This window comes from Bradyrhizobium sp. UNPF46 (assembly GCF_006658625.1).
Classification (GTDB): domain Bacteria; phylum Pseudomonadota; class Alphaproteobacteria; order Rhizobiales; family Xanthobacteraceae; genus Bradyrhizobium; species Bradyrhizobium nitroreducens.
In genome coordinates this window covers 17,591-38,848 of record NZ_LFJB01000102.1, presented here as the reverse complement: position 1 = coordinate 38,848, position 21,258 = coordinate 17,591, and the positions used below count along the sequence as shown (strand labels likewise).

At 65.1% G+C, this 21,258-nt stretch carries 15 protein-coding genes; 8 read left to right on the top strand and 7 right to left on the bottom strand.

What is annotated here, in order from left to right:
• On the bottom strand, positions 1 to 546 hold the full coding sequence (locus UNPF46_RS33555; protein WP_100180227.1) for a sigma-70 family RNA polymerase sigma factor: 546 nt from the start codon (positions 544 to 546) through the stop codon (positions 1 to 3).
• Positions 547 to 836: 290 nt separating this feature from the next.
• Between UNPF46_RS33555 and UNPF46_RS33550 the strand changes: the two genes are divergently transcribed.
• The 4 genes from UNPF46_RS33550 to UNPF46_RS33535 all read left to right on the top strand — a co-directional run bounded on the left by UNPF46_RS33550 (position 837) and on the right by UNPF46_RS33535 (position 5,144).
• Entirely contained in the window at positions 837 to 1,529 is a 693-nt protein-coding gene (locus UNPF46_RS33550) for a hypothetical protein (RefSeq protein ID WP_142252931.1), read from the top strand.
• A gap of 111 nt (positions 1,530 to 1,640) precedes the next feature.
• The gene (locus tag UNPF46_RS33545; protein ID WP_142252930.1) at positions 1,641 to 2,420 is read left to right on the top strand and encodes an enoyl-CoA hydratase; all 780 of its coding nucleotides are present in this window, start codon (positions 1,641 to 1,643) and stop codon (positions 2,418 to 2,420) included.
• A gap of 220 nt (positions 2,421 to 2,640) precedes the next feature.
• A complete protein-coding gene (locus UNPF46_RS33540; RefSeq protein WP_181770237.1) occupies positions 2,641 to 4,038 on the top strand; it encodes a TolC family outer membrane protein in 1,398 nt (465 codons plus the stop codon).
• 143 nt (positions 4,039 to 4,181) lie between these two features.
• Complete coding sequence (locus UNPF46_RS33535) at positions 4,182 to 5,144, top strand: amidohydrolase family protein (RefSeq protein ID WP_142252928.1); 963 nt, start codon at positions 4,182 to 4,184, stop codon at positions 5,142 to 5,144.
• A 2-nt stretch (positions 5,145 to 5,146) separates the two neighbouring features.
• Here UNPF46_RS33535 and UNPF46_RS33530 read toward each other — a convergent pair whose 3' ends face one another.
• From UNPF46_RS33530 to UNPF46_RS33520, 3 genes are all read right to left on the bottom strand, one after another.
• Complete coding sequence (locus UNPF46_RS33530) at positions 5,147 to 8,263, bottom strand: efflux RND transporter permease subunit (protein WP_100180232.1); 3,117 nt, start codon at positions 8,261 to 8,263, stop codon at positions 5,147 to 5,149.
• 38 nt (positions 8,264 to 8,301) lie between these two features.
• Entirely contained in the window at positions 8,302 to 9,546 is a 1,245-nt protein-coding gene (locus tag UNPF46_RS33525; RefSeq protein WP_100180233.1) for an efflux RND transporter periplasmic adaptor subunit, read from the bottom strand.
• A gap of 145 nt (positions 9,547 to 9,691) precedes the next feature.
• The gene (locus tag UNPF46_RS33520; protein ID WP_142252927.1) at positions 9,692 to 11,104 is read right to left on the bottom strand and encodes a CoA transferase; all 1,413 of its coding nucleotides are present in this window, start codon (positions 11,102 to 11,104) and stop codon (positions 9,692 to 9,694) included.
• Positions 11,105 to 11,172: 68 nt separating this feature from the next.
• On the opposite strand from UNPF46_RS33520, the gene UNPF46_RS33515 reads away from it, so the two are divergent.
• Both UNPF46_RS33515 and UNPF46_RS33510 read left to right on the top strand, forming a co-directional pair.
• Complete coding sequence (locus tag UNPF46_RS33515) at positions 11,173 to 11,460, top strand: hypothetical protein (protein ID WP_100180235.1); 288 nt, start codon at positions 11,173 to 11,175, stop codon at positions 11,458 to 11,460.
• Positions 11,461 to 11,671: 211 nt separating this feature from the next.
• A complete protein-coding gene (locus UNPF46_RS33510; protein ID WP_142252926.1) occupies positions 11,672 to 12,442 on the top strand; it encodes an SDR family NAD(P)-dependent oxidoreductase in 771 nt (256 codons plus the stop codon).
• Positions 12,443 to 12,608: 166 nt separating this feature from the next.
• Here the strand turns inward: UNPF46_RS33510 and UNPF46_RS33505 are convergent, their stop codons facing one another.
• The 3 genes from UNPF46_RS33505 to UNPF46_RS33495 are packed head-to-tail and all read right to left on the bottom strand — an operon-like array spanning position 12,609 to position 18,353.
• Positions 12,609 to 16,079 carry an error-prone DNA polymerase gene (locus UNPF46_RS33505; protein ID WP_142252925.1) on the bottom strand — a complete coding sequence of 1,157 codons (3,471 nt, stop codon included), beginning with the start codon at positions 16,077 to 16,079 and terminating at the stop codon, positions 12,609 to 12,611.
• The gene (locus UNPF46_RS33500) at positions 16,076 to 17,668 is read right to left on the bottom strand and encodes a Y-family DNA polymerase (protein ID WP_181770235.1); all 1,593 of its coding nucleotides are present in this window, start codon (positions 17,666 to 17,668) and stop codon (positions 16,076 to 16,078) included. Before UNPF46_RS33500 ends, UNPF46_RS33505 begins: the two co-directional genes overlap by 4 nt.
• A complete protein-coding gene (locus tag UNPF46_RS33495; RefSeq protein ID WP_142252924.1) occupies positions 17,565 to 18,353 on the bottom strand; it encodes an ImuA family protein in 789 nt (262 codons plus the stop codon). Before UNPF46_RS33495 ends, UNPF46_RS33500 begins: the two co-directional genes overlap by 104 nt.
• A 163-nt stretch (positions 18,354 to 18,516) precedes the next feature.
• Between UNPF46_RS33495 and UNPF46_RS33490 the strand changes: the two genes are divergently transcribed.
• Complete coding sequence (locus UNPF46_RS33490) at positions 18,517 to 19,752, top strand: putative DNA modification/repair radical SAM protein (protein WP_142252923.1); 1,236 nt, start codon at positions 18,517 to 18,519, stop codon at positions 19,750 to 19,752.
• Complete coding sequence (locus tag UNPF46_RS33485) at positions 19,752 to 21,194, top strand: UdgX family uracil-DNA binding protein (protein WP_142252922.1); 1,443 nt, start codon at positions 19,752 to 19,754, stop codon at positions 21,192 to 21,194. The genes UNPF46_RS33490 and UNPF46_RS33485 overlap by 1 nt, the downstream gene beginning before the upstream one ends.
• Positions 21,195 to 21,258 lie beyond the last annotated feature (64 nt).

Here is a 21,258-nt window from a genome sequence, read left to right as displayed (position 1 = left end):
CTAGTGGTCCCGCAGTTTGGCCGTCAGCGCGGCAAGTCCGCGATGCAGTGCGACCCGCACCGCGCCTTCGCTCATCGAAAACTTCGTCGCCGTGTCCTTGATCGAGGCGCTCTCGACCGCGATCGACTGCAGCACGTCGCGCTGGCGCTGCGGCAGCGTGTTGAGCTGGGCTGCGACCTCGCCCGCGGAGGCCGTCTCCTGCGGCGCTTCGCCCGGCAGCGTCTCGGCGAAATCGTCGATGTTGACGAAGACCCGCCTGCCGCGCCGCCTGAGCGCATCGATCAGCTTGTTGCGGGCGATCGCGAACAGCCACGGCGCGAAGGGTGCTTCGCTGTCCCAGGTGTGCCGCTTCAAGTGCACCGCCAACAAAATCTCCTGCACGATATCCTCGGCCTGATCAGGGGGTTGCCCGGCCCGCGCCAGACCACGCCTCGCCGCGGCGCGCAGCACCGGCGTGACCGCCTTCAACAGGCGATGATATGCCGCATCATCGCCTGCCATGGCCGACCGCATCAGGCCGGTCCATTCGTCCTCACGTCCGCGCACGCGCGCCCCTCACCATGCAATTCGGCCGTTCGTTCAGTTTGTTACGCGGATCGGCGCGAGATCACAAATTCGTGATCAGAGCCGGACCTCGCGACCGATCCGGCCGTCAACCTCTGCGACGGCTCATAACACCGATCCGCTCGCACCGCACCCGGCGGCCGGCGGTACCGGGCCGGTTTGCCCCGTTTTTGCCCGGTGCAGCCCGAAGATTCCCATTTTCTGCCCCGCTGTCGTCACGGCCCAGGGTCTCTGTTCGCTCCGGGACGGGCGGAATTGGGGAGATCATCACCATGATGAAAGCCAGCGGGCGCGCGGCCCTGATCATTCTGGCCGGAATGTTGCTGCTGTTTGGAGGCCTCGCACAGGCGGCCCCAAGCTCAACCACCGGCAAATCGGACAGCGCGGGCCAGCGGGCCGACACGGCCAAGCCCGGCAAGCACCGGCGCCATGAGTCACGCCGCACCGGGAGCAGCATGACGGCGCAGAAGTCGGGCGACAAGACCGACACCCCGGCAAAGGCCGACGCGGCCAAATCTGATGGCAACAAGCCTGATGGCAAGACGGCCGACAACAAGGCCGACAATGACGTGCCGGTGTCGAGCCAGATGCCGCCGGCGGTCGCCAACGCCAACGCGCAGCTCGCCGCCACCGATACGCCGACCGCGGCTGCGGCCTCCGCGATGACGGATCGCGCCAACGACAACGTCCAGGCGGCCGCCGACAATACCAACGCCCCGAACGCCGAGAGCCAGGTCGTCGCAGCCGATCAGCTCAGCGACATCGATCGCGCCCTGCAACAGGACAGCCCACCGGCACAGAAGACGGTCCTTGCCGCAACCGAGGCCCAGCCCCGGCCCGCACCGGTCATGGCGAGCAGCCAGCAGAGCTCGGCCTGGGACCAGAGCTCCCTGATCGGCAAGATCTTCATCGGCGTCGGCACGCTGCTGACGCTGGCGTCCGCCGCACGCATGTTCATGGCCTGATTGCCGGTTCGGCCAGGACGCGCGGCCGGCGCGTCCTGCGTCCCCGGCCCCTCTTGAAGGCATCCGCGCCAGCGGGCACATTGCCCGCCCAATCAAAAGCGTGGGTGAAGCATGAGCACGTTCGAACACATCATCGTCGAAAGCACCGGTGCGGTCGGTATCATCAAGCTGAACCGGCCGAAGATGCTCAACGCGCTCTCCTTCGGCGTCTTCCGCGAAATCGCCGCGGCCGTCGACGACCTCGAGGCCGATGACGCCATCGGCTGCATCGTCGTGACCGGCAGCGAGAAGGCTTTTGCCGCCGGCGCCGACATCAAGGAGATGCAGCCGAAGGGCTTCATCGACATGTTCTCGGAGGATTTTGCCGCGATCGGAGGCGACCGCCTCGCGCGTTGCCGCAAGCCGACGATCGCAGCGGTCGCCGGTTATGCGCTCGGCGGCGGCTGCGAGCTCGCCATGATGTGCGATTTCATCATCGCCGCCGACACCGCCAAGTTCGGCCAGCCCGAGATCACGCTCGGCACCATTCCCGGCATCGGCGGTACCCAGCGCCTGACGCGCGCGATCGGCAAGTCCAAGGCGATGGATTTGTGCCTCACCGGCCGCATGATGGATGCTGCGGAAGCCGAACGTTCAGGTCTCGTCAGCCGCATCGTGCCCGCCGACAAGCTGATGGACGAAGTGATGGCGGCGGCCGAGAAGATCGCGTCGATGTCGCGCCCTGCGGTCGCGATGGCCAAGGAAGCGGTGAACCGCGCCTTCGAGACCACGCTCGCCGAGGGCATGAGCGTCGAGCGCAACCTGTTCCACGCGACCTTCGCGCTGGAGGACCGCTCCGAGGGCATGGCGGCGTTCATCGAGAAGCGCAAGCCGGTGAACAAGAACCGCTGACGCGGGCGGACGGTCAGGCTGGTGTAAGGCTCGGCCGCGTTCCCGCTAAATCCCTGTGACGAAGCTGCAACAAGCACGGATTTCATGGGAGTTTCCCCCGCGGCAGTTTGCCTGCGGGACCTCGGCTGGTTAAACAGTTAAGAGGCCCCGTCGGCGGGGGCGGACAGCCGGGGTTAAGCAGGATTACATGATTGGGCGTACCGCCAGAGCTGGTCGCGTGATGACGCGGCATCGATCGGGCGTGGGTCCTGTGCTTGCGACATGGACCACGCTGGCGCTCTGTTGCGCCCTGCCCGCCGCTGCGCGGGCCGAAGCCCTGCCGGAGGCGCTCGCCAAGGCCTACCAGACCAATCCACAGCTCAATGCCGAACGTGCGCGGCAACGCGCCACGGACGAGAACGTGCCGCAGGCCCTCGCCGGTTACCGGCCGCAACTCGTGGCAAGCCTCAGCGCCGGCTTGCAATCGGTGCGCAATCTGTTGCCCAACAACACGATCCAGACCGCCAATCTGAAGCCATGGGTCATCGGCGTCACCGTGACGCAGACCTTGTTCAACGGCTTCCGCACCGCCAATAACGTGCGCGCCGCCGAGTTCCAGGTGCAGTCGGGCCGCGAGGCGCTACGCAATGTCGGCCAGGGCGTCTTGCTCGACGCGGTAACCGCCTACACCAACGTGCTCGCCAACCAGTCGCTGGTCGAGGCGCAGCGCTCCAACGTCGCCTTCCTGCGCGAAACGCTCTCGGTCACCCAGCGCCGCCTCAACGCCGGTGATGTCACGCCGACCGACAGCGCCCAGGCCGAGGCCCGTCTCAACCGCGGACTTGCCGACCTCAACGCCGCCGAGGTCGCGCTCGCAGTCAGCCAGGCGATATACGCACAGGTGATCGGCAATGCGCCATCGCAGCTTCGGGCCGCCGAAGTGGTCGATCGTTATCTGCCGAAGAGCCGCGAGGATGTGCTGACAATGGCGATCCGCCAGCACCCAGCCGTGATGGCGGCAGGCTTCGACGTCGACGTCGCCTCCACCAATATCCGCGTCGCCGAAGGCGCGCTGCTGCCGAGTGCCACCATCCAGGGCAGCGCCAGCAAGAGTCGCAACAACGACCCGACGCTCGGCACCTTCGCCGAGGACCAGGCCTCCATCGTCGCCAACGTCACCGCGCCGATCTATGACGGCGGCCAGGCCGCCGCGCAGACCCGGCAGGCCAAGGAGATCACCGCGCAGAGCCGTCTCGTGCTCGACCAGGTGCGCAACCAGGCGCGCACTGCGGCGGTCAGCGCCTGGGTCGCCAATGAAGGCGCCAAGGTCGCGGTCTCGGCCTCGGAGTCCGAGGTGAAGGCGGCGACCGTCGCACTGCAGGGCGTGCAACGCGAGGCCGCCGGCGGGCAGCGCACGACAGTCGACGTTTTGAACTCGCAGGCCGATTTGATCCAGGCCAAGGCCCGCCTGATCGGTGCGCAACGCGACCGCGTCATCGCCTCCTACACGCTGCTCAGCGCCATCGGCCATCTCGACGTCAAGACGCTGAATCTGAACACGCCGGATTACCTGCCCGAGGTGCACTACCACCAGGTCCGCGATGCCTGGCACGGCCTGCGCACACCGTCGGGACAATAGCTTCAGATCATCGAGCCGGCGCATCGACGGCCCACGCCCGCTTGCGGTGCTTGTCGAGCAGCCATGCAGCGAAGCGCTGCGGCGGCTGGCGGGCCGATGTGATACCGTGCCGTGCGACCGAAAAAAAATCAGGGAGAGAAACCGTGCTCAACCGACGCTGTCTTCTGCTTGCCTCCCTCGCCGCCGGAGTAGCCATGACCAACAGAGCCCACGCGCGCGCGGCGCAGCCCGCGACGCCGATCAATTTCGATGTTCCGCCGCATGCCTGCGACTGCCATACCCACATCCATGGCGATCCCGAAAAGTTTCCGTTCTTCGCCGGGCGCGTCTACACGCCCGAGCTGGCCTCCCCGGAGGAAATGGCTGCACTCCACAAGGCGCTTCATATCGAACGCGTGGTGATCGTGACGCCGAGCGTCTACGGCACCGACAATTCCTCCACCCTGTTCGGCATGAAGGCACGCGGCCCGGATGCGCGCGGCGTCGCCGTGATCGACGACAAGACGACGGAAGCGCAGCTCGACGCTATGCACCAGGACGGCTTCCGCGGCATCCGTCTCAATCTCGCGACCGGCGGCGTCAACGATCCCAATGTCGCCCGGCCGCGCTTCACAGCCGCCGTTGAGCGCATGAAGGCGCGCGGCTGGCACGTGCAGCTCTACACCACGCTTGCGATGATCGCGGCGATCAAGGATCTCGTCGAGAGCGCACCGGTCCCGGTCGTCTTCGACCATTTCGGCGGGCTCGAAGCCGAGCGTGGCCTGGAACAGCCCGGCTTCTCGGACCTCGTCGCGCTGGTGAAGTCCGGCAAGGCCTATGTGAAGATCTCGGGCGCCTACCGCTCGTCGAAGCTCGCGCCCGATTATCAGGACATGGTGCCCTACGCGCAGGCGCTGATCGCGGCCAATGCGGACCGCATCGTCTGGGGCACCGACTGGCCGCATCCGGATTCCAGTCGCGTCGAAGGACGCAAGGCCACCGACATCGCGCCGCTCTATCAGATCGACGACGGGCGTCTCCTCAACCAGTTGCCGGTGTGGGCACCCGATGCCGCCGTGCGCAAGAAGATTCTGGTCGACAACCCGGCGCGACTTTACGGCTTTTGACGTCAGCGCGCGCGGCGCGAGAAGAACGAGATCAGGACCGGCAAGGTCACGAGGATCACGACCGGCGCCAGCATCATGCCGGTGACGACGACGACGGCGAGCGGCTTCTGCACCTGCGAGCCGATGCCCTCCGACAGCGCCGCCGGCAGAAGGCCGACGCCGGCGACGACGCAGGTCATCAGCACCGGACGAAGCTGCAGCTCGCCGGTGCGCACCACCGCGCTCATGCGGTCCATGCCCTCTTCGATCAGCTGGTTGAACTGCGACAGGATGATGATGCCATCCATCACCGCGATGCCGAACAGCGCGATGAAGCCGATCGCCGCGGAGACGCTGAACGCCGTGCCTGAGATCAGAAGGCCGAGCACGCCGCCAAAGATCGCCATCGGGATCACGCTCATCGCGAGCAGCGTGTCGGCCATCGAGCCGAAATTGAACCAGAGCAGCACGCCGATCAGCGCCAGCGAAATCGGCACCACGATCGACAGGCGGCGGATCGCGTCCTGGAGATTGCCGAACTCGCCGACCCATTCCATGTGCGAGCCGGGCGGCAGCTGCACCTGCTCGGCGATCTTGTCCTGGGCCTCGCGGATCGCGCTGCCGAGGTCGCGCTCACGCACCGAAAACTTGATCGGCAGGTAGCGTTCCTGCTGCTCGCGATAGATGTAGGCCGCGCCCGAGACGAGGCTGATGGTGGCGACCTCGCTGAGGGGAATCTGCGTGACGGTGCCGTTCGGCCCGGGTGCGCCGATGCGCAAATTCTGGATCGCCTCGGCGCTGCGGCGATATTCCGGCGCGAGACGAACGATGATCGGGAAGTGACGGTCGGAACCGGGCTCGTAGAGATCGCCGGCCGTATCGCCGCCGATCGCGACCTTGATGGTGGCGTTGATGTCGCCGGGCGCGAGGCCATAGCGCGCGGCCTTGGCGCGATTGATGTCGATCTGGACCGTCGGCTGCCCGAGCGAGGTGAACACCGCAAGGTCGGTGACGCCCTGAACTGTCGACAGCACCTGCTTGATCTTGTTGGCGGTGTCGGTCAGCGCCTGAAGGTCGCTGCCGAACAGCTTGATCGAGTTCTCGCCCTTCACGCCGGAGACGGCTTCGGAGACGTTGTCCTGAAGATATTGCGAGAAGTTGAACTCGACGCCGGGGAAGCGGTCGTCGAGCTGCTTGAGCAATTGCGCGGTCAGCTCTTCCTTGTCGCGGGTCCCGGGCCATTGGCTGATCGGCTTCAGCGGCGCGAAGAACTCGGCGTTGAAGAAGCCGGCGGCGTCGGTGCCGTCGTCGGGACGGCCGTGCTGCGATACGACGGACTCGACCTCGGGCCGGGCGCGGATCAGCTTGCGCATCTCGTTGACGTAGCTGTTGCCCTCCTGGAGCGAGATGGTCGGCGGCAGCGTGGCGCGAATCCAGAGATTGCCCTCCTCCAGCTTCGGCAGGAATTCGAGGCCGAGCAGCCGGGCGAGCGCCACCGTCATCAGCACGAGCCCGACCGCGCCGCCGAGCACGATGGCGCGATTGGCGACCGCCCATTGCAGCAGAGGCGAGTACAGGCGATGCAGGATCCGCATGACCCTGGTCTCGGTTTCCTCGACATGCGCGGGCAGGATGATCGCGGACAATGCCGGCGTGACCGTGAACGTCGCAAGCAGCCCGCCGGCGAGCGCATAGGCATAGGTGCGGGCCATCGGCCCGAAGATGTTGCCCTCGACGCCGGACAGCGTGAACAGCGGCAGGAAGGCCGCGATGATGATCGCCGCGGCGAAGAAGATCGAGCGCGAGACGTCGGCGGCCGCGCTGAGGATGGCGTGGCTCTTCATGCCGAACAGCGTCTCGTTGGACATGTGCTCGGATTCCGACATCGGCGTCGTCTGCGTCAGGCGGCGGAAGATCGCCTCCACCATGATGACGGTGGCATCGACGATCAGGCCGAAATCGATCGCCCCCACCGACAGCAGATTGGCCGATTCCCCGCGCAGCACCAGGATGATGACGGCGAAGAACAGCGCGAACGGAATGGTGGCACCGACGATCAGCGCGCTGCGGAGGTCGCCGAGGAAGATCCACTGCAACAGCACGATGAGGAGAATGCCGACCACCATGTTGTGCAGCACGGTGTGGGTGGTGAGCGCGATCAGGTCGCCGCGGTCGTAGATGCGCTCGATGCGCACGCCGGGCGGCAGGATGCTGGAGTTGTTGATGGTCTGGACGAGCTGGTGGACGCGCTTGATGGTTGGCGAGCTCTGCTCGCCGCGGCGCATCAGCACGATGCCCTGCACGATGTCGTCGGCATCGTCGATGCCGGCGATGCCGAGGCGCGGCTTCTGACCGACGGTGACGGTGGCGACGTCCTTGACCAGCACCGGATTTCCATTGGTCTGCGAGACCATGGTGTTGGCGACATCGTCGATGGAGCGGATCAGGCCGACGCCGCGGACCACGGCCGATTGCTGGCCGATATTGACGGTGTTGCCGCCGACATTGACGTTCGCATTTCCGACCGCCTGTAGCAGTTGCGGCAGCGTCAGGCCGTTGGCGACGAGCTTGTTGAAATCGACCTGGATCTCGTAGGTCTTGCTCTTGCCGCCCCAGCCGGTGACGTCGATCACCCCGGGCACGGCGCGGAAGCGGCGCTGCAGAATCCAGTCCTGGATGGTCTTGAGATCGAGCACGCTGTAGTTCGGCGGACCGACGAGACGGTAGCGGAAGATCTCGCCGATCGGGCTGAGCGGCGAGATCTGCGGCTGCACGTTGCCCGGCAGCGGCGCCAGCTGCGCCAGGCGGTTCAACACCTGCTGCAGCGCCTCGTCATAGGTGTAGGCGAACGAGAACTGGATTTTGACGTCGGACAGACCGTAGAGCGAGATGGTGCGGATGGTCGTGATGTTCTTCAGGCCCGCGACCTGAGTCTCGATCGGGATCGTGATGTAGCGCTCGATCTCCTCCGCCGACAGCCCCGGCGACTGCGTCACGATGTCGACCATCGGCGGGGTCGGGTCGGGATAGGCTTCGATGTTGAGCTGGTTGAATGCGATCACGCCGCCAATCAGCACGGCGACGAACATCCCAACCATCAGAAAGCGCCGGTTGACGGCAAGGGCGACGAGACGATCCATTCAAGCTTCAGTTTGTCTTGAGTTTATTGGGTCGTCGATCAGCTACCGGACGCCGCGCGGTCGATGAACAGGCTGCCCTTGACGACGATCTGCTCGCCGGGTCGGAGATTGCTGGTGACCTCGACGAGGTTACCGTTGATGAGGCCGATCTTGATCTCGCGCAGCTCGACCGACTTGTCGTCGCGCGCAACCCAGATGCGGACCTTGTCGGCCTCATAGATCAAAGCTTGTTTCGGCACGGCCGGCGCGGCGCGGTCGCCGGCCGAGTAGATCGTGACGTTGGCAAACATTTCCGGCTTGAGCAGGCCGTCCTTGTTGTCGATCGTGGCGCGGACCAGCAGGCGGCGGGTGGCGGGATCGATCGCAGCGGCGACGTAGTTGATCTTGGCCGTCAACGGCCGGCCCGGCAGCGCCATCACGTTGACGGTGATGTCCTGGCCGATGCACACCGCGGCCGCGTCGCTCTCGCGCACGAAGGCGGTGAGCCAGACGGTGGAGAGGTCGCCGATTACGAACACCGGATCGCTGGCGCCGGCGCTCACATACTGGCCGGGGCCGATCTTGCGCTGCACGACCGTGCCGGAGATCGGCGAGTAGATCGTGATCTCCCGATTGATGATGCCCTGGTCCTGGAACGCCTTGATGGTCTCGTCGGTGAAGCCGAGGATGCGCAGCTTGTTGCGCGCGGCTTCCAACGCGGTCCCCGAAGAACGCATGTCGTTCTGCGCCTGGACCTGGGTGGCTTCCGCCTGCTGGTAATCCTTCAGCGGAATGGCGTGGCCTTCGTAAAGATCCTTGGCGCGCTTGAACTGGATATCGGCCAGATCGATCGCCGACTTCGCCTTGTTCTGCGCGGTCATCGCCGCGATGAAATCGTTCTGGGCCTGCACGGTGTCGGCGGCCTCGATTGTGAACAGCGGTTGACCTTGCTTCAGCGTCTCGCCCGGCTTGGCCAGCAGCTTGGTGACGCGGCCCGCATAGGGAGAGAACACCGGGGTCGAACGGTCCTCGTCGACGGCGACCTTGCCTTCGGTGACGTATTCGGCACGGAAGGCCTTGGCCTTGACCGGCTCGATCGTCAGCGTCGCCCATTCGGATGCGGTCGGTGTGAAGTTCTGCGCATTCCTGCGCGACTGGCTGGAGATCTCGGAGTGCTTCTTTTCCTTGGGCCCCAAAGAGAGGAAGCCGTAGGCACCGGCGCCGGCAAGAGCTAGTAGAACTACGGATGTGATCACCCGTTGTTTCGTAAACACCTGCAATCGCTTGGTATTTTCAATTACCATGGAGCCCGGTCGTGTCTGCGACGATCTCGGCAGGTCCCTGCCTTATCGGTTGCGCTAATAGTGCCGAATTGGGATTTCAAACAACCTAAAAAGTGCCGATCGGCTTTCGGTTTGCGTTAAAATTTTGCGACGCGTCAGCTTCACGTCAGCTTCGCGCCGGCCACCGTGCCGGATGACTGCCGAGCGGCATCGCCGGACGCGACCATTGCGCCGGTGTCGCCGACAGCAGCGCCGCATGACGCACCGCCTTCAACATGCCGAATCCAGATGGCATGCTCTCGATGAACGCAGCATGTACGGCTTCGCCCGTAAGATCCGGGATACTTAGTCCGCCGTCCAGCCGGCCGAGATTCCACAGCCAGCGCCCGGTCTGCGCCAGTGACACGCGCACGTGCCAGCTGCCGCCTTCGCGGGCCTGGCGCATCCGGGCCATCGTCGCGCCGAACGCCATCAGATAGCCGGTGGCATGGTCGAGCATCTGCGCTGGCAATTCCTTGGGACCATCGAGGCCGGCAGCGCGCCCCTCGGCGTGATTGAATCCGGTCGTGGTCTGCACGAGGGAATCGAAGCCGCGCCGCTCGGCCCAGGGGCCGGCATGGCCATATGCTGACAGCGTGACGTAAACGATGCCGGGATTGAAGCTCGCGGCATCCTCCGGTGAAAAGCCGAGCGCTGCGAGAGCGCGCGGGCGATAGCCTTGCGAGAGGATGTCGGCGTCTTTCAACAGTTCGCGCAATTGCGCCCTGCCCGTCTCACTCTTCAGCTCGATGAAGCTGGTGAGCTTGCCGCGGCCGGTGTCAATGGTGAGCCAGTCAATGGCGGGCAGCTCCGGACCCGACACCAGCATCACATCCGCGCCGTGCGCAGCAAGCGTGCGGCCGGCGACGGGACCTGCGATGACGCGGGAGATATCGAGCACGCGAAGACCTGCAAGCGGACGATCGTCCTTCGCGTATCTTTGCGGCCACGGTTTCGGCGCGGCCTCGCCGATCTTCTCGATCGAGATCAGCGGCAATTGCGCGAGCGCGTGCGCCTGCGGCAGCGCCGACCATTCGTCGTAAGAGCGCATCAGGGCGACAACGCCGCCCGCGGCATAAGCCGCAGTTTCGAACGCCTCGCCCTTCCATTGCATCAGTGCCGCCTGCACCTTCTCGCGCTCGGGCTCGCAGGCCAGCACGCTGCAGACGGCGTCGCGATGATGCGGGAAGTTGGTATGACAGCGGACGAAGCGGCCATCGCCGGTCCTGTAGACACCGGCGATGGCGTCCCAGGCCGGCGGCGGAGGCTTGTCGTCGAGACGCAAATAGCGTTCGGAGCGGCACTCGGCGACGGCATGGCGCATGTCGACGGAGACGTCCTGCACCTGCCCGCTGCGCAGCCGCCAGATCTCGGCGGCAGCGAGGCCCGCGGCAGCGATGGTCGTTTGTCCGGCGACGGCGACACGGAACGAGGACGGAAGCTGCGGCTCCTCGCCGGTCAGCCGCGCGCGTTCGAGCGCAGCCGGATCGCCGCCGGCGGACGTCCAGATGTTCTCGAGAATGTCGGAGGGGCTTTGCATGACCGCTTCTCTCCCTCGTCATTTGCTGTACTTTTCTCAACCATGTCATGATCGCAGAAAGGAATGCAATGGCCGCCATTGATCCCCTCATCGCCGGTGCCGTGTTCATCGCAACGGCCGCGACCGACGCCGTCTACGTCATGTTCACCTCGGCCGTCATCGCGCGCAAGCGTATCCCGGCGGCGAACTGGAGCGCGGTCTGGTACCTGCTCTCATCCTACGCGGTGATCAGCTACACCGAAAACGCCGTCTACGTCGCCTTCGCCGCGATCGGCTCCTGGGCCGGTGCCTATGCCTCGCTGACCTTCCTGCACCGCCCGCCCGGCGGCCCGCCGGTGGGGGCTGCGCCGGAGTGAGGACACCGTCTCTCTCCACGTCATTGCGAGAAGCTCTTGCGACGAAGCAATCCAGACTGTTTCCGCAGATGCATTTCTGGATTGCTTCGCGGAGCCTGTCATCGGGCCGCGCTTTGCGCGGACCCGGTGGCTCGCAATGACGATGTGGAGGCTTCTGAATTCCTCTCGAAACAATTACACTCGCTGCCACCAACAACAAGGACAACCAACAATGGATCTCGGTCTCAAAGGAAAGAACGCCATCGTGCTCGGCGGCACGCGCGGCATCGGACGGGCGATCGCGGCAACGCTCGCCGGCGAAGGCGCCAATGTCGCGGTGTGCGCCCGCAATGCCGATCAGGTTGCGACCACCGTCGCTGAACTGAAGGCGAGCGGCATCAAGGCGACCGGCGGCGCAGTCGACGTCACCGACGGCGCGGCGCTGAAGTCCTGGATCGAGAGCGCCGCAAAGGAGCTTGGCGGCGTCGACCTGCTGTTCTCCAATGCCGGCGCGATGGCCCAGGGTCACGATCCTGCATCGTGGCAGCAGAATTTCCAGCTCGACGTTCTCGGCGCCGTGCATGCCTTCGACGCTGCGCGGCCGTTCCTCGAAGCGAGCGGCGCGAACAGCGGCGACGCCGCCTTCGTCATCATCTCGTCGATCTCGGCGGCGCAGGCCGACACGGCCAGCTCCTACGGCCCGATCAAGGCCGCGCTGATCCACATGGCCAAGGGACTGGCGCGGCAATATGCCAGGAAGAAGATCCGCGTGAATGTCGTGTCGCCCGGCACCGTCTATTTCAAGGGTGGCGTCTGGGAGATGATCGAGAAGAACATGCCCGACCGCTACAACGACGCGATGAAGCGCAATCCGACCGGACGCATGGCGACGCCGCAGGAGATCGCGAGCGCGGCGGTGTTTCTGGCGAGCCCGGTGTCGGGCTTCACCACGGGATCGAATCTCGTCGTCGACGGCGCGATCTCGAACCGGGTGAATTTTTGAGAAGAACGCGGCTTGCATCGTTCTCTCCTCCGTCATGGCCGGGCTTGACCCGGCCATCCACGAGGTGCCGCGCGCGCTGAAGGACGTGGATGCCCGGAACAAGCCCGGGCATGACGACTGAGAGTATGACGCGGCATTACGGTGTGGACGAATCCCGCACCACGCTTCAATGAAAATCCCGCGACGGCGGCAGGATGCGGACGTTGCGGGGGTGGCGGATTTTCTGCGCGGGCATATCGGGGAGATCGCGGCGATCGTCGTTGAGTTCGCCCCCGGTCTCAAGCGGCACAGGATGCTTGCGGCTGAGGGCATCGTTGGCGAGGCCGACCAGATCGTGCGAGCGGTCGATCATGCGCTGGGCGATGAGATGCGTCACCTTCTCGGGGCTGCTCTGGACATAGCCCTGGACCTCGATGAGGCGCGCGCCCATCACCTCCTTGCGGTACTGCTCCATGACCTTGGGCCACACCACGACATTGGCGATGCCGGTCTCGTCCTCCAAGGTCATGAACACGACGCCGCTGGCGCTGCCCGGCCGCTGCCGCACCAGCACCACGCCGGCGCAGCGGACACGGCGCCGCTCGTTCTCGTGGCTGATCTCCTTGCAGGCGACGATCCGCTCGCGCGACAACATCTCGCGCAGAAATTCCATGGGATGGCCCTTCAGCGACAGCCGGATGGTCTGGTAATCCGCGACCACCTGCTCGGGGAGCGGCATCTCGGGCAGCGGCTTTGCATGCTCGTCCGGCTGCTCGCGCGCGGTCGCCGCCTCGAACAGCGGCAGCGGCACGTCATCGGGCAACCGCCGCACCTGCCACAGCGCCTCGCGGCGGTCGAGCCCGAGCGAGCGGAACGCGTCGGCGTCCGCGAGCAGGATCAGCGCGCGCTTGGGCAGGCCGGTGTCACGGGCGAAATCCTCGAGCGAGGTGAAAGGACGGCGGTCGCGGGCGGCGACGATGCGGTCGGCCCAGTCTTCCTTCTTGTCATTCCGGGGCGACGCGTCAGCGTCGAGCTCTGATGCGCAATTGCGCATCTGAGAATCCATTCCGCCAGGCGTATGCGGCCCGATGGATTCCGGGTTCGCGCTTTGCGCGCCCCGGAATGACGACTGAGAGCGCTTCAACTGCTCTTCATCCTCGTCAAGCCAATGAAAACCGTCGATCTGGCGGAAGCCGAGGCGCACGGCGCAGTATCTGCCTCTCCCCTCCTCCAGCGTGTTCTGCGCAAAGCTGTAGGACACGTCGATGTCACGCACCTCGACACCGTTCTTGCGGGCATCGCCGACGATCTGTGCCGGGGCGTAAAAGCCCATCGGCTGCGAGTTCAACAGACCACAGCAGAACGCGTCGGGGTGATGATATTTCAGCCATGACGAGATGTAGACGAGTTGCGCAAAGCTCGCGGCATGGCTTTCCGGGAAGCCATAGGAGCCAAAGCCCTTGATCTGGTCAAAACAGCTTCGGGCGAAATTGGCATCGTAGCCGCGCGCCACCATGTTGCCAATCAGCTTCTCCTCGTACTGGCCGATGGTGCCGACATTGCGGAAGGTCGCCATCGAGCGGCGCAGGCCGTTGGCCTCCTCGGAGGAGAATTTTGCCGCCTCGATCGCGATGCGCATCGCCTGCTCCTGGAATAAAGGCACGCCTTTGGTCTTGTGCAGCACCTTGTAGAGCTCGTCCGCGGGGCCATGCTCGGGGGATGGCGAGGGATAGGTCACCTTCTCCAGACCGTTTCGTCGCCTCAAGTAAGGATGCACCATGTCGCCCTGGATCGGCCCCGGCCGCACGATCGCGACCTCGATGACGAGATCGTAGAAGGTTCGCGGCTTCAGACGCGGCAGCATGTTCATCTGGGCGCGGCTCTCGACCTGGAACACGCCGAGCGACTCGCCTCGTTGCAGCATTTGATAGACTTCGTCGTCATCCTCCCCCTTGATATCCGCCAGCACGTAGCGCTTACCCTTGTGCTGATCGATCAGATCGAAACATTTCCTGATGCAGGTCAGCATGCCCAGGGCAAGCACGTCGACCTTCATCATGCTCAGCGCATCGACGTCGTCCTTGTCCCATTCGATGAAGGTGCGGTCGTCCATCGCGGCATTGCCGATGGGGACATAGGTGTCGAGCCTGTCCTGGGTCAGCACGTAACCGCCGACATGCTGGGACAGATGGCGCGGGAATTCGATCAGCTCGGTCGCAAGCTCGACCGCGAGGTTGATCATGGGATTTTGCGGATCGAGCCCGGCCTGCCTGACCTGCATGTCGTTGAGGCCCTTGCCCCAGCTGCCCCACACGGTGTCGGCGAGCGCGGCGGTGACGTCCTCGGTCAGGCCCAACGCCTTGCCGACGTCGCGAATGGCGCTGCGCGGACGGTAGTGGATGACGGTGGCGATGATCGCGGCACGGTGGCGGCCGTAGCGGCGGTAGACATATTGCATCACCTCCTCGCGCCGCGAATGCTCGAAATCGACGTCGATGTCGGGCGGCTCCAGCCGCTCCTTGGAGATGAAGCGCTCGAACAGCAGGTCGACCTTGGTCGGATCGACCGAGGTGATGCCGAGCACGTAGCACACGGCCGAATTCGCCGCCGAGCCGCGGCCCTGACACAGGATGTTCTGGCTGCGCGCGTAGTGCACGATGTCGTGCACGGTGAGGAAGTAATGCGCGTATTTCAGCTCGGCGATCAGCGCGAGCTCCTTGTTGAGCGTCGCGCGCAGCTTGTCGTCGATCTCGCCGCCGAAATATTTGTCGACGCCCGCCCAGGTCAGATCCTCCAGATGCCCCTGCGCGGTCTTGCCCGGCGGCACCGGCTCATCAGGATATTGGTATTTGAGCTGATCGAGCGTGAAGTCGATCCTGTCCGCAAAACGCATGGTCTCCGCGATTGCCTCAGGAAAATCGCGGAACAGCCGCGCCATCTCCCTTGGCGTCTTCAGGAAGCGTTCGGCATTTGCCTCCAGCTTACGTCCGACCGCTTCGATCGTGGTCTTTTCGCGGATGCAGGTCAGCACATCCTGAAGCGGACGGCGGCCGGGATCGTGATAGAGCACTTCGTTGGTCGCAAGCAGCGGCACTTTTGCCTTGGCTGCTAGATCATCCAGCTGTGCCAGGCGTCGCCGGTCATCGCCACGATAGATCAGGCTCGCCGCCAGCCATACACCCTCAGCGCCGCTGGTCCTGAGCTTGGCAAGGATATCGAGCGCCTGCACGGGATCGAAACGATGCGGCAGCGTCAGGATCAGAAGCTGGCCTTCCGAGAATTCGAGAAGATCGGCAAACCCGAGATGACACTCGCCCTTCTCGATCCGCGTGATGTCGTCGCCGCGCTTGCCCCGGGTGAGAAGCTGGCACAGCCGGCCATAAGCGGCGCGATCACGCGGGTACACAAAAATATCGGGCGTGCCGTCGACGAAGACGATGCGGGCGCCGATCAGGAGTTTCGGCTTGTGCACCACCTTGTCATTGTCGAGCTCATTCCAGGCCCGCACCACGCCGGCGAGCGTGTTGTGATCGGCAATACCGATCGCGGGAATGCCGAGCTTGCTCGCCTGATGCACATAGGCGCGGGGATCCGAGCCGCCGCGCAGGAAGGAGAAGTTGGTGGTGATGCCGATCTCGGCATAGCTAAGCGTATTCATGCGAAGAGACCGTGCACATACCAGTTGGGCGGCGCGGGCTTGCCGTCGGCGTCGAACACCTCGCCCTCGTAGAGACCGTCGCGAAAGATCCAGAAGCGCAGGCCCTCGGCATCCTCGATGCGGAAATAGTCCCGCGTCAGTTGCTTGCCGTCCTGCCGCCACCATTCCATGGCGATGCGCTCGGGCCCTTCCACCCGCACGACCGCATGTTTTGCACGACGCCAGGTGAATTGATGGGGCGGGCCGTCAGGCACGGTCGCGAACGGCACGGTGACCGGCTCCGGCTTGTCGAACAGCCTTAAAGGACGCAGCGGCGGCTCGCTCTCGACACGTGCGGGCCATTCGGCCTGCATGGCGGCGGCGAGATGATGCTGCGCGGACACGGCCAGCGCCGCCTGCTCCGGGATATGAGTATCCTCGGGCAGGTGCACGATCACGCGCTTGCCCCCGATGCGCGCGGCGATGCGGTCGATCAGCGCGGCAAGCTCGTCATTGTCATGGACATGGGCGTCGAGATCGCGCTGCTCCTGCACCACGATCTCGGTGCGGCTCGCCGACAGGCGCACCATGTCGAAGCCGAAGCCGGGATCGAGGGGATCGGCGAGCGCATCGAGCCGCTCGCGGAACAGGCGGTCGATCACCGCGCTGCGCGTCACGGGACGTCCGGTCTCGACCATGATCGCACGCACCGCGCCGTCGGTGCGGAAGAACGCCGCTTCCAGCCGCCGCGCGCCTTTTCCCTGCTTCTCCATCGACGCGATCAGCGTGTCGGCGAGCCGCGACAGCGTCATCGCAATCATGGTGTCGGTCGCGATCGGCTCGGCAAAACGCTTTTCCACGATGTAATCGGGCAGCGGTTTTCGCGGGCTGATCGGCGCATCGCCCTGCCCCAGTGCATGGGCGAGCAGCGTGGAAAACCGGGCGCCGAACCGCGCCGTGATCTCGCTTCGTGAGCGCGCGGCGACGTCGCCGATGGTCTTCAGGCCGGCGCGGCGCAGGCCGGTGGTGATGGCCTCGTCCGCACCGAGCGCGGACACCGGAAACCGGTCGATCGCCGCCGCCTCGCCGCCATCGGGAACGATGCTGCCGGAGGCCTGCCGCGTCAGCGTACGCGCGCAGACCGAGGTGCCGGCGATCGCCGCCCCCACGGCAAAGCCCTGGCGGGCAAGCGCACGAACCAGCGTCTTGAGCAGCGCGGCTTCGCCGCCGAACAGATGCGCGCAGCCGGTGATGTCGAGGAACAACCCGTGCGGCGGATCGAGCGCCACCAGCGGCGTGAAGCGGTCGCACCAGTCGGCGATGTCGCTGAGCGTCTTCGCATCGGCCACGACGTCGGCGTCGAACACACGCAAGTCCGGGCACATCGCCCGCGCATTGGCCAGGGGCTGGCCGATATACAGACCGAGGCGCTCGGCGGTCTCGTCCAGGGCATGGATCACCAGCGCATTGTTGTCCTTGATGACGACGATGCTGGGCTCATTGTTTTTATGCAGTCCGACGTTCCCAAAGAACCGCTGGATCCGGTCGATCGGCAGGCGTGGCAGCCACAGGCTGAGAATACGTCGACGGTTCACTGAACTGGCACTCATCACAATTCCATTCCATGATCCACCGGCCGCAGAGGCCATGACGATTACGCAAGAGCTCGGCATCGAAGCGCGGCGTGCCCCAGGCGCTCCACACGGACCCCGGCGGCGAATGCGCCGCGCGCAGCATCCATCGCGTCTCCGCAGTCGAGGGCAGCGGCTGCGCGGCCATGCGCAGCATCAGGCCGGTGACGCCGGAGCCTTGCGCAGCCAGCGTCAGCTTGCGGCTCGCCACGAGATCGAACTGCCTGACATCGCCCCAGAGCTCGAGCACCACGGCGCCCAGCGCATCGCAGGCGAGCGCATCGGCCGAGGTGCGCAGCGCGCTCTCGACATCGGCGGCGCGCACCATCACCACGCGGCGCGGATCGAGGCCGAGCTCGGCGAGCCCGCTCATCGACAGCGCGCCGGTTTCCAGTTCCGAAAAATCCTGCCGCACCCACAGCAGGGGCCGCTGCGCCGAGATGCGCCCTGCGAGCCCCATGACGAACCCCGTGGCGGCCGTGCCCTGCCGGCCCTCGCAAAACACCTCGTGGATCGCCGCGCGCGCAAGTCCGCCCTTCAGCACGCCGTCGATCTCGCCGTGGCCGAGCGCGACGCGCTCGTGCAGATGCACGGCTCCCGCCGTCTCGATGCGCTCGATCTGGCCGCGCAAGGTCGCAAGCGCGCTCATACGTGCGCCGCTCATATACGCCGCTCCTTCAGAGGTGATTGCCGAGGGTCCTAAAAATAAGAACCTGCGGCTGGCTCATTTGTTCATGATATGTTCTAATATAAAGCTAACGCCGCCAGAAGAGTCAATCGAATTGGCGCGCTGTCGGATTCATCAGCGGAATCAAAGGGATTCAACCATGGACGTGCAACGCAAGCTGGCGATCCTGGCCGACGCCGCCAAGTACGACGCGTCCTGCGCCTCCAGCGGCACCGAGAAGCGGGATTCCAGCGACGGCAAGGGCATGGGCTCGACCGCCCCCGGCATGGGCATCTGCCATTCCTACGCGCCGGACGGACGCTGCATCTCGCTGCTCAAGGTGCTGCTGACCAACGCCTGCAATTACGATTGCCTCTATTGCGTCAACCGCGCCTCCTCCAACGTGCCGCGCGCCCGCTTCACCATCGACGAAGTGGTCAAGCTGACGCTCGACTTCTACCGGCGCAATTACATCGAAGGCTTGTTTCTCTCCTCCGGCATCATCCGCAGCCCCGACTACACCATGGAGCAGGTCGTCAGCGTCGCGCGAACCTTGCGCGAGGCGTATCATTTCCGCGGCTACATCCACCTCAAGACCATTCCCGAGGCCGACGACGCGCTGATCGCGGAGGCCGGCAAATATGCCGACCGCCTCTCCATCAACATCGAGATGCCGCAGGAGACGAGCCTGCAGCAATTCGCGCCGGAGAAGGACGTTCGCGCGATCCGCCGCACCATGGGCCGGCTGCGGCTGAAGCTGGACGAAGCCGAGGAGAACCGCGCAACAAAAACGAAAGCAAAGCCTCAGCGTTTCGCGCCGGCCGGCCAAAGCACCCAGATGATCGTCGGCGCCGACGCGGCCTCCGATCACACCATTCTCCACACCAGCTCCAATCTCTACGGCTCATACAAGCTGCGGCGCGTCTATTACTCCGCCTTCAGCCCGATCCCGGACGCCAGCCGCGCCTTGCCCCTGGTGCAGCCGCCGCTGCTGCGCGAGCACCGGCTCTACCAGGCCGACTGGCTGATGCGGTTCTACGGCTTCGATGTCGGCGAGATCGTCGACGACAGCGCCATGCTGCCGCTGGACATCGACCCGAAGCTCGCCTGGGCGCTGCGCCACCGTGACCGCTTCCCGCTCGACATCAACCGCGCCAGCCGCGAGGAATTGCTGCGCGTGCCGGGCTTCGGCACCAAGGCGGTCGAGCGCATCATCGCAACGCGGCGCACCACCACGATCCGCCTCTCCGATCTGGCGCGGCTGCACGTGCCCAAGCACAAGGCGCTGCCGTTCATCGTCCTCAGCGATCACCGCCCCTCACCGCATCGCCTCGATGCGGCCGGGCTGATCGAACGTTTCAAGCCGAAGGCAACACAATTGGGGTTTGGCTTCTGATGCAGTACATCACCCTCGACACCGAAACCGATTTCGACGGCTGGCGTAAAGCGGCACGCAGCCTCGTGCTGCATCATGTGCAGCCCGCCGATGTCACCTGGACCGTGCAAGGCCGCGATGCCGAGCTGTTCGCACCGCAACCGCCGTCTCCGATCCTCGAGGTGAACGAAGGCACCTTCAACGTATCGGGCAAATTCGTCGAACTGGCCCAGGCCGCGATCCTGCATCGCGATTCCGAGCGCTTTGCGATCCTGTATCGCCTGCTGTTCAGACTGAAGGACAATCACGACCTCATCGAGGTCGCGACCGATGCCGATGTCGCGCAGGTCACGGCAATGGCACGAGCGGTTCATCGCGACGAGCACAAGATGCATGCCTTCGTCCGCTTCCGCGAGATCGGCCGGGAACGCGCGGCGCATTACGTCGCCTGGTTCGAGCCGGAGCATCACATCGTCGCGCTCGCAGCCCCGTTCTTCGCCAAGCGATTTGCCGACATGCCCTGGTCGATCCTGACGCCGGACCTCTGTGCGCATTGGGACGGCCACGAACTCTCGTTCACGCCGGGCGTCGGCAAGAGCGAAGCGCCAGGCGAAGACCGGCTGGAGGAAACCTGGCGGCGCTACTACGCCAGCATCTTCAATCCGGCCCGGCTCAAGGTGAAGGCGATGCAGGCGGAGATGCCGAAGAAATACTGGAGGAACCTGCCCGAGGCTTCGATCATTAAGCCCTTGATCGAGGACGCCGAGCGCATGACCGGTGCTATGATCGCCAATGCCGCAACCGATCCGCACAAGCCCCAGAAGCGGCCGGAGGCCCCGATGCCACGCAAGACTGCCGCCAACGATCTCGAAGCGCTCCGCGAGGAGGCCGCCCATTGCCGCGCCTGCCCGCTCTACAAGGACGCGACCCAGACCGTGTTCGGCGAGGGCCCTGGGAATGCGAACATCATGCTGGTCGGCGAGCAGCCCGGCGACAAGGAAGACCTCGCCGGCCATCCCTTCGTCGGCCCGGCCGGCCAGATGCTCGACCGCGCGCTGGAGGAGGCCGGCGTCGACCGCAAGAAGGTCTATGTCACCAACGCCGTGAAACACTTCAAATTCGTGCCGCGCGGAAAGATCCGCCTGCACCAGAAACCGAACACGCCGGAGATCCGGGCGTGCCGGCAATGGTATGAGCGGGAGGTTGCGGCGATCCGGCCCGATCTCATCGTCGCGATGGGGGCCACGGCCGCGCAGAGCGTGTTCGGCAAGATCACCCCGGTCGGCAAGACCCGCGGCCGGCTCATCGACCTTCCCGACGGACGCAAGGCGCTGGTGACTGTGCATCCATCCTATCTGCTGCGGCTGCCCGATCCGGAAGCCAAGGCGCTGGAATATCGGCGCTTTGTCGAGGATCTGAAGATCGCGGCAGGCCTGCAGAAGAAAACCGCGCGCGCCGCCTGAAGAGTGTTGAGAAAACGGCTTTCAATCGCCGCTTGTCATCCGGCCTTCAAATCCATCGCGGACA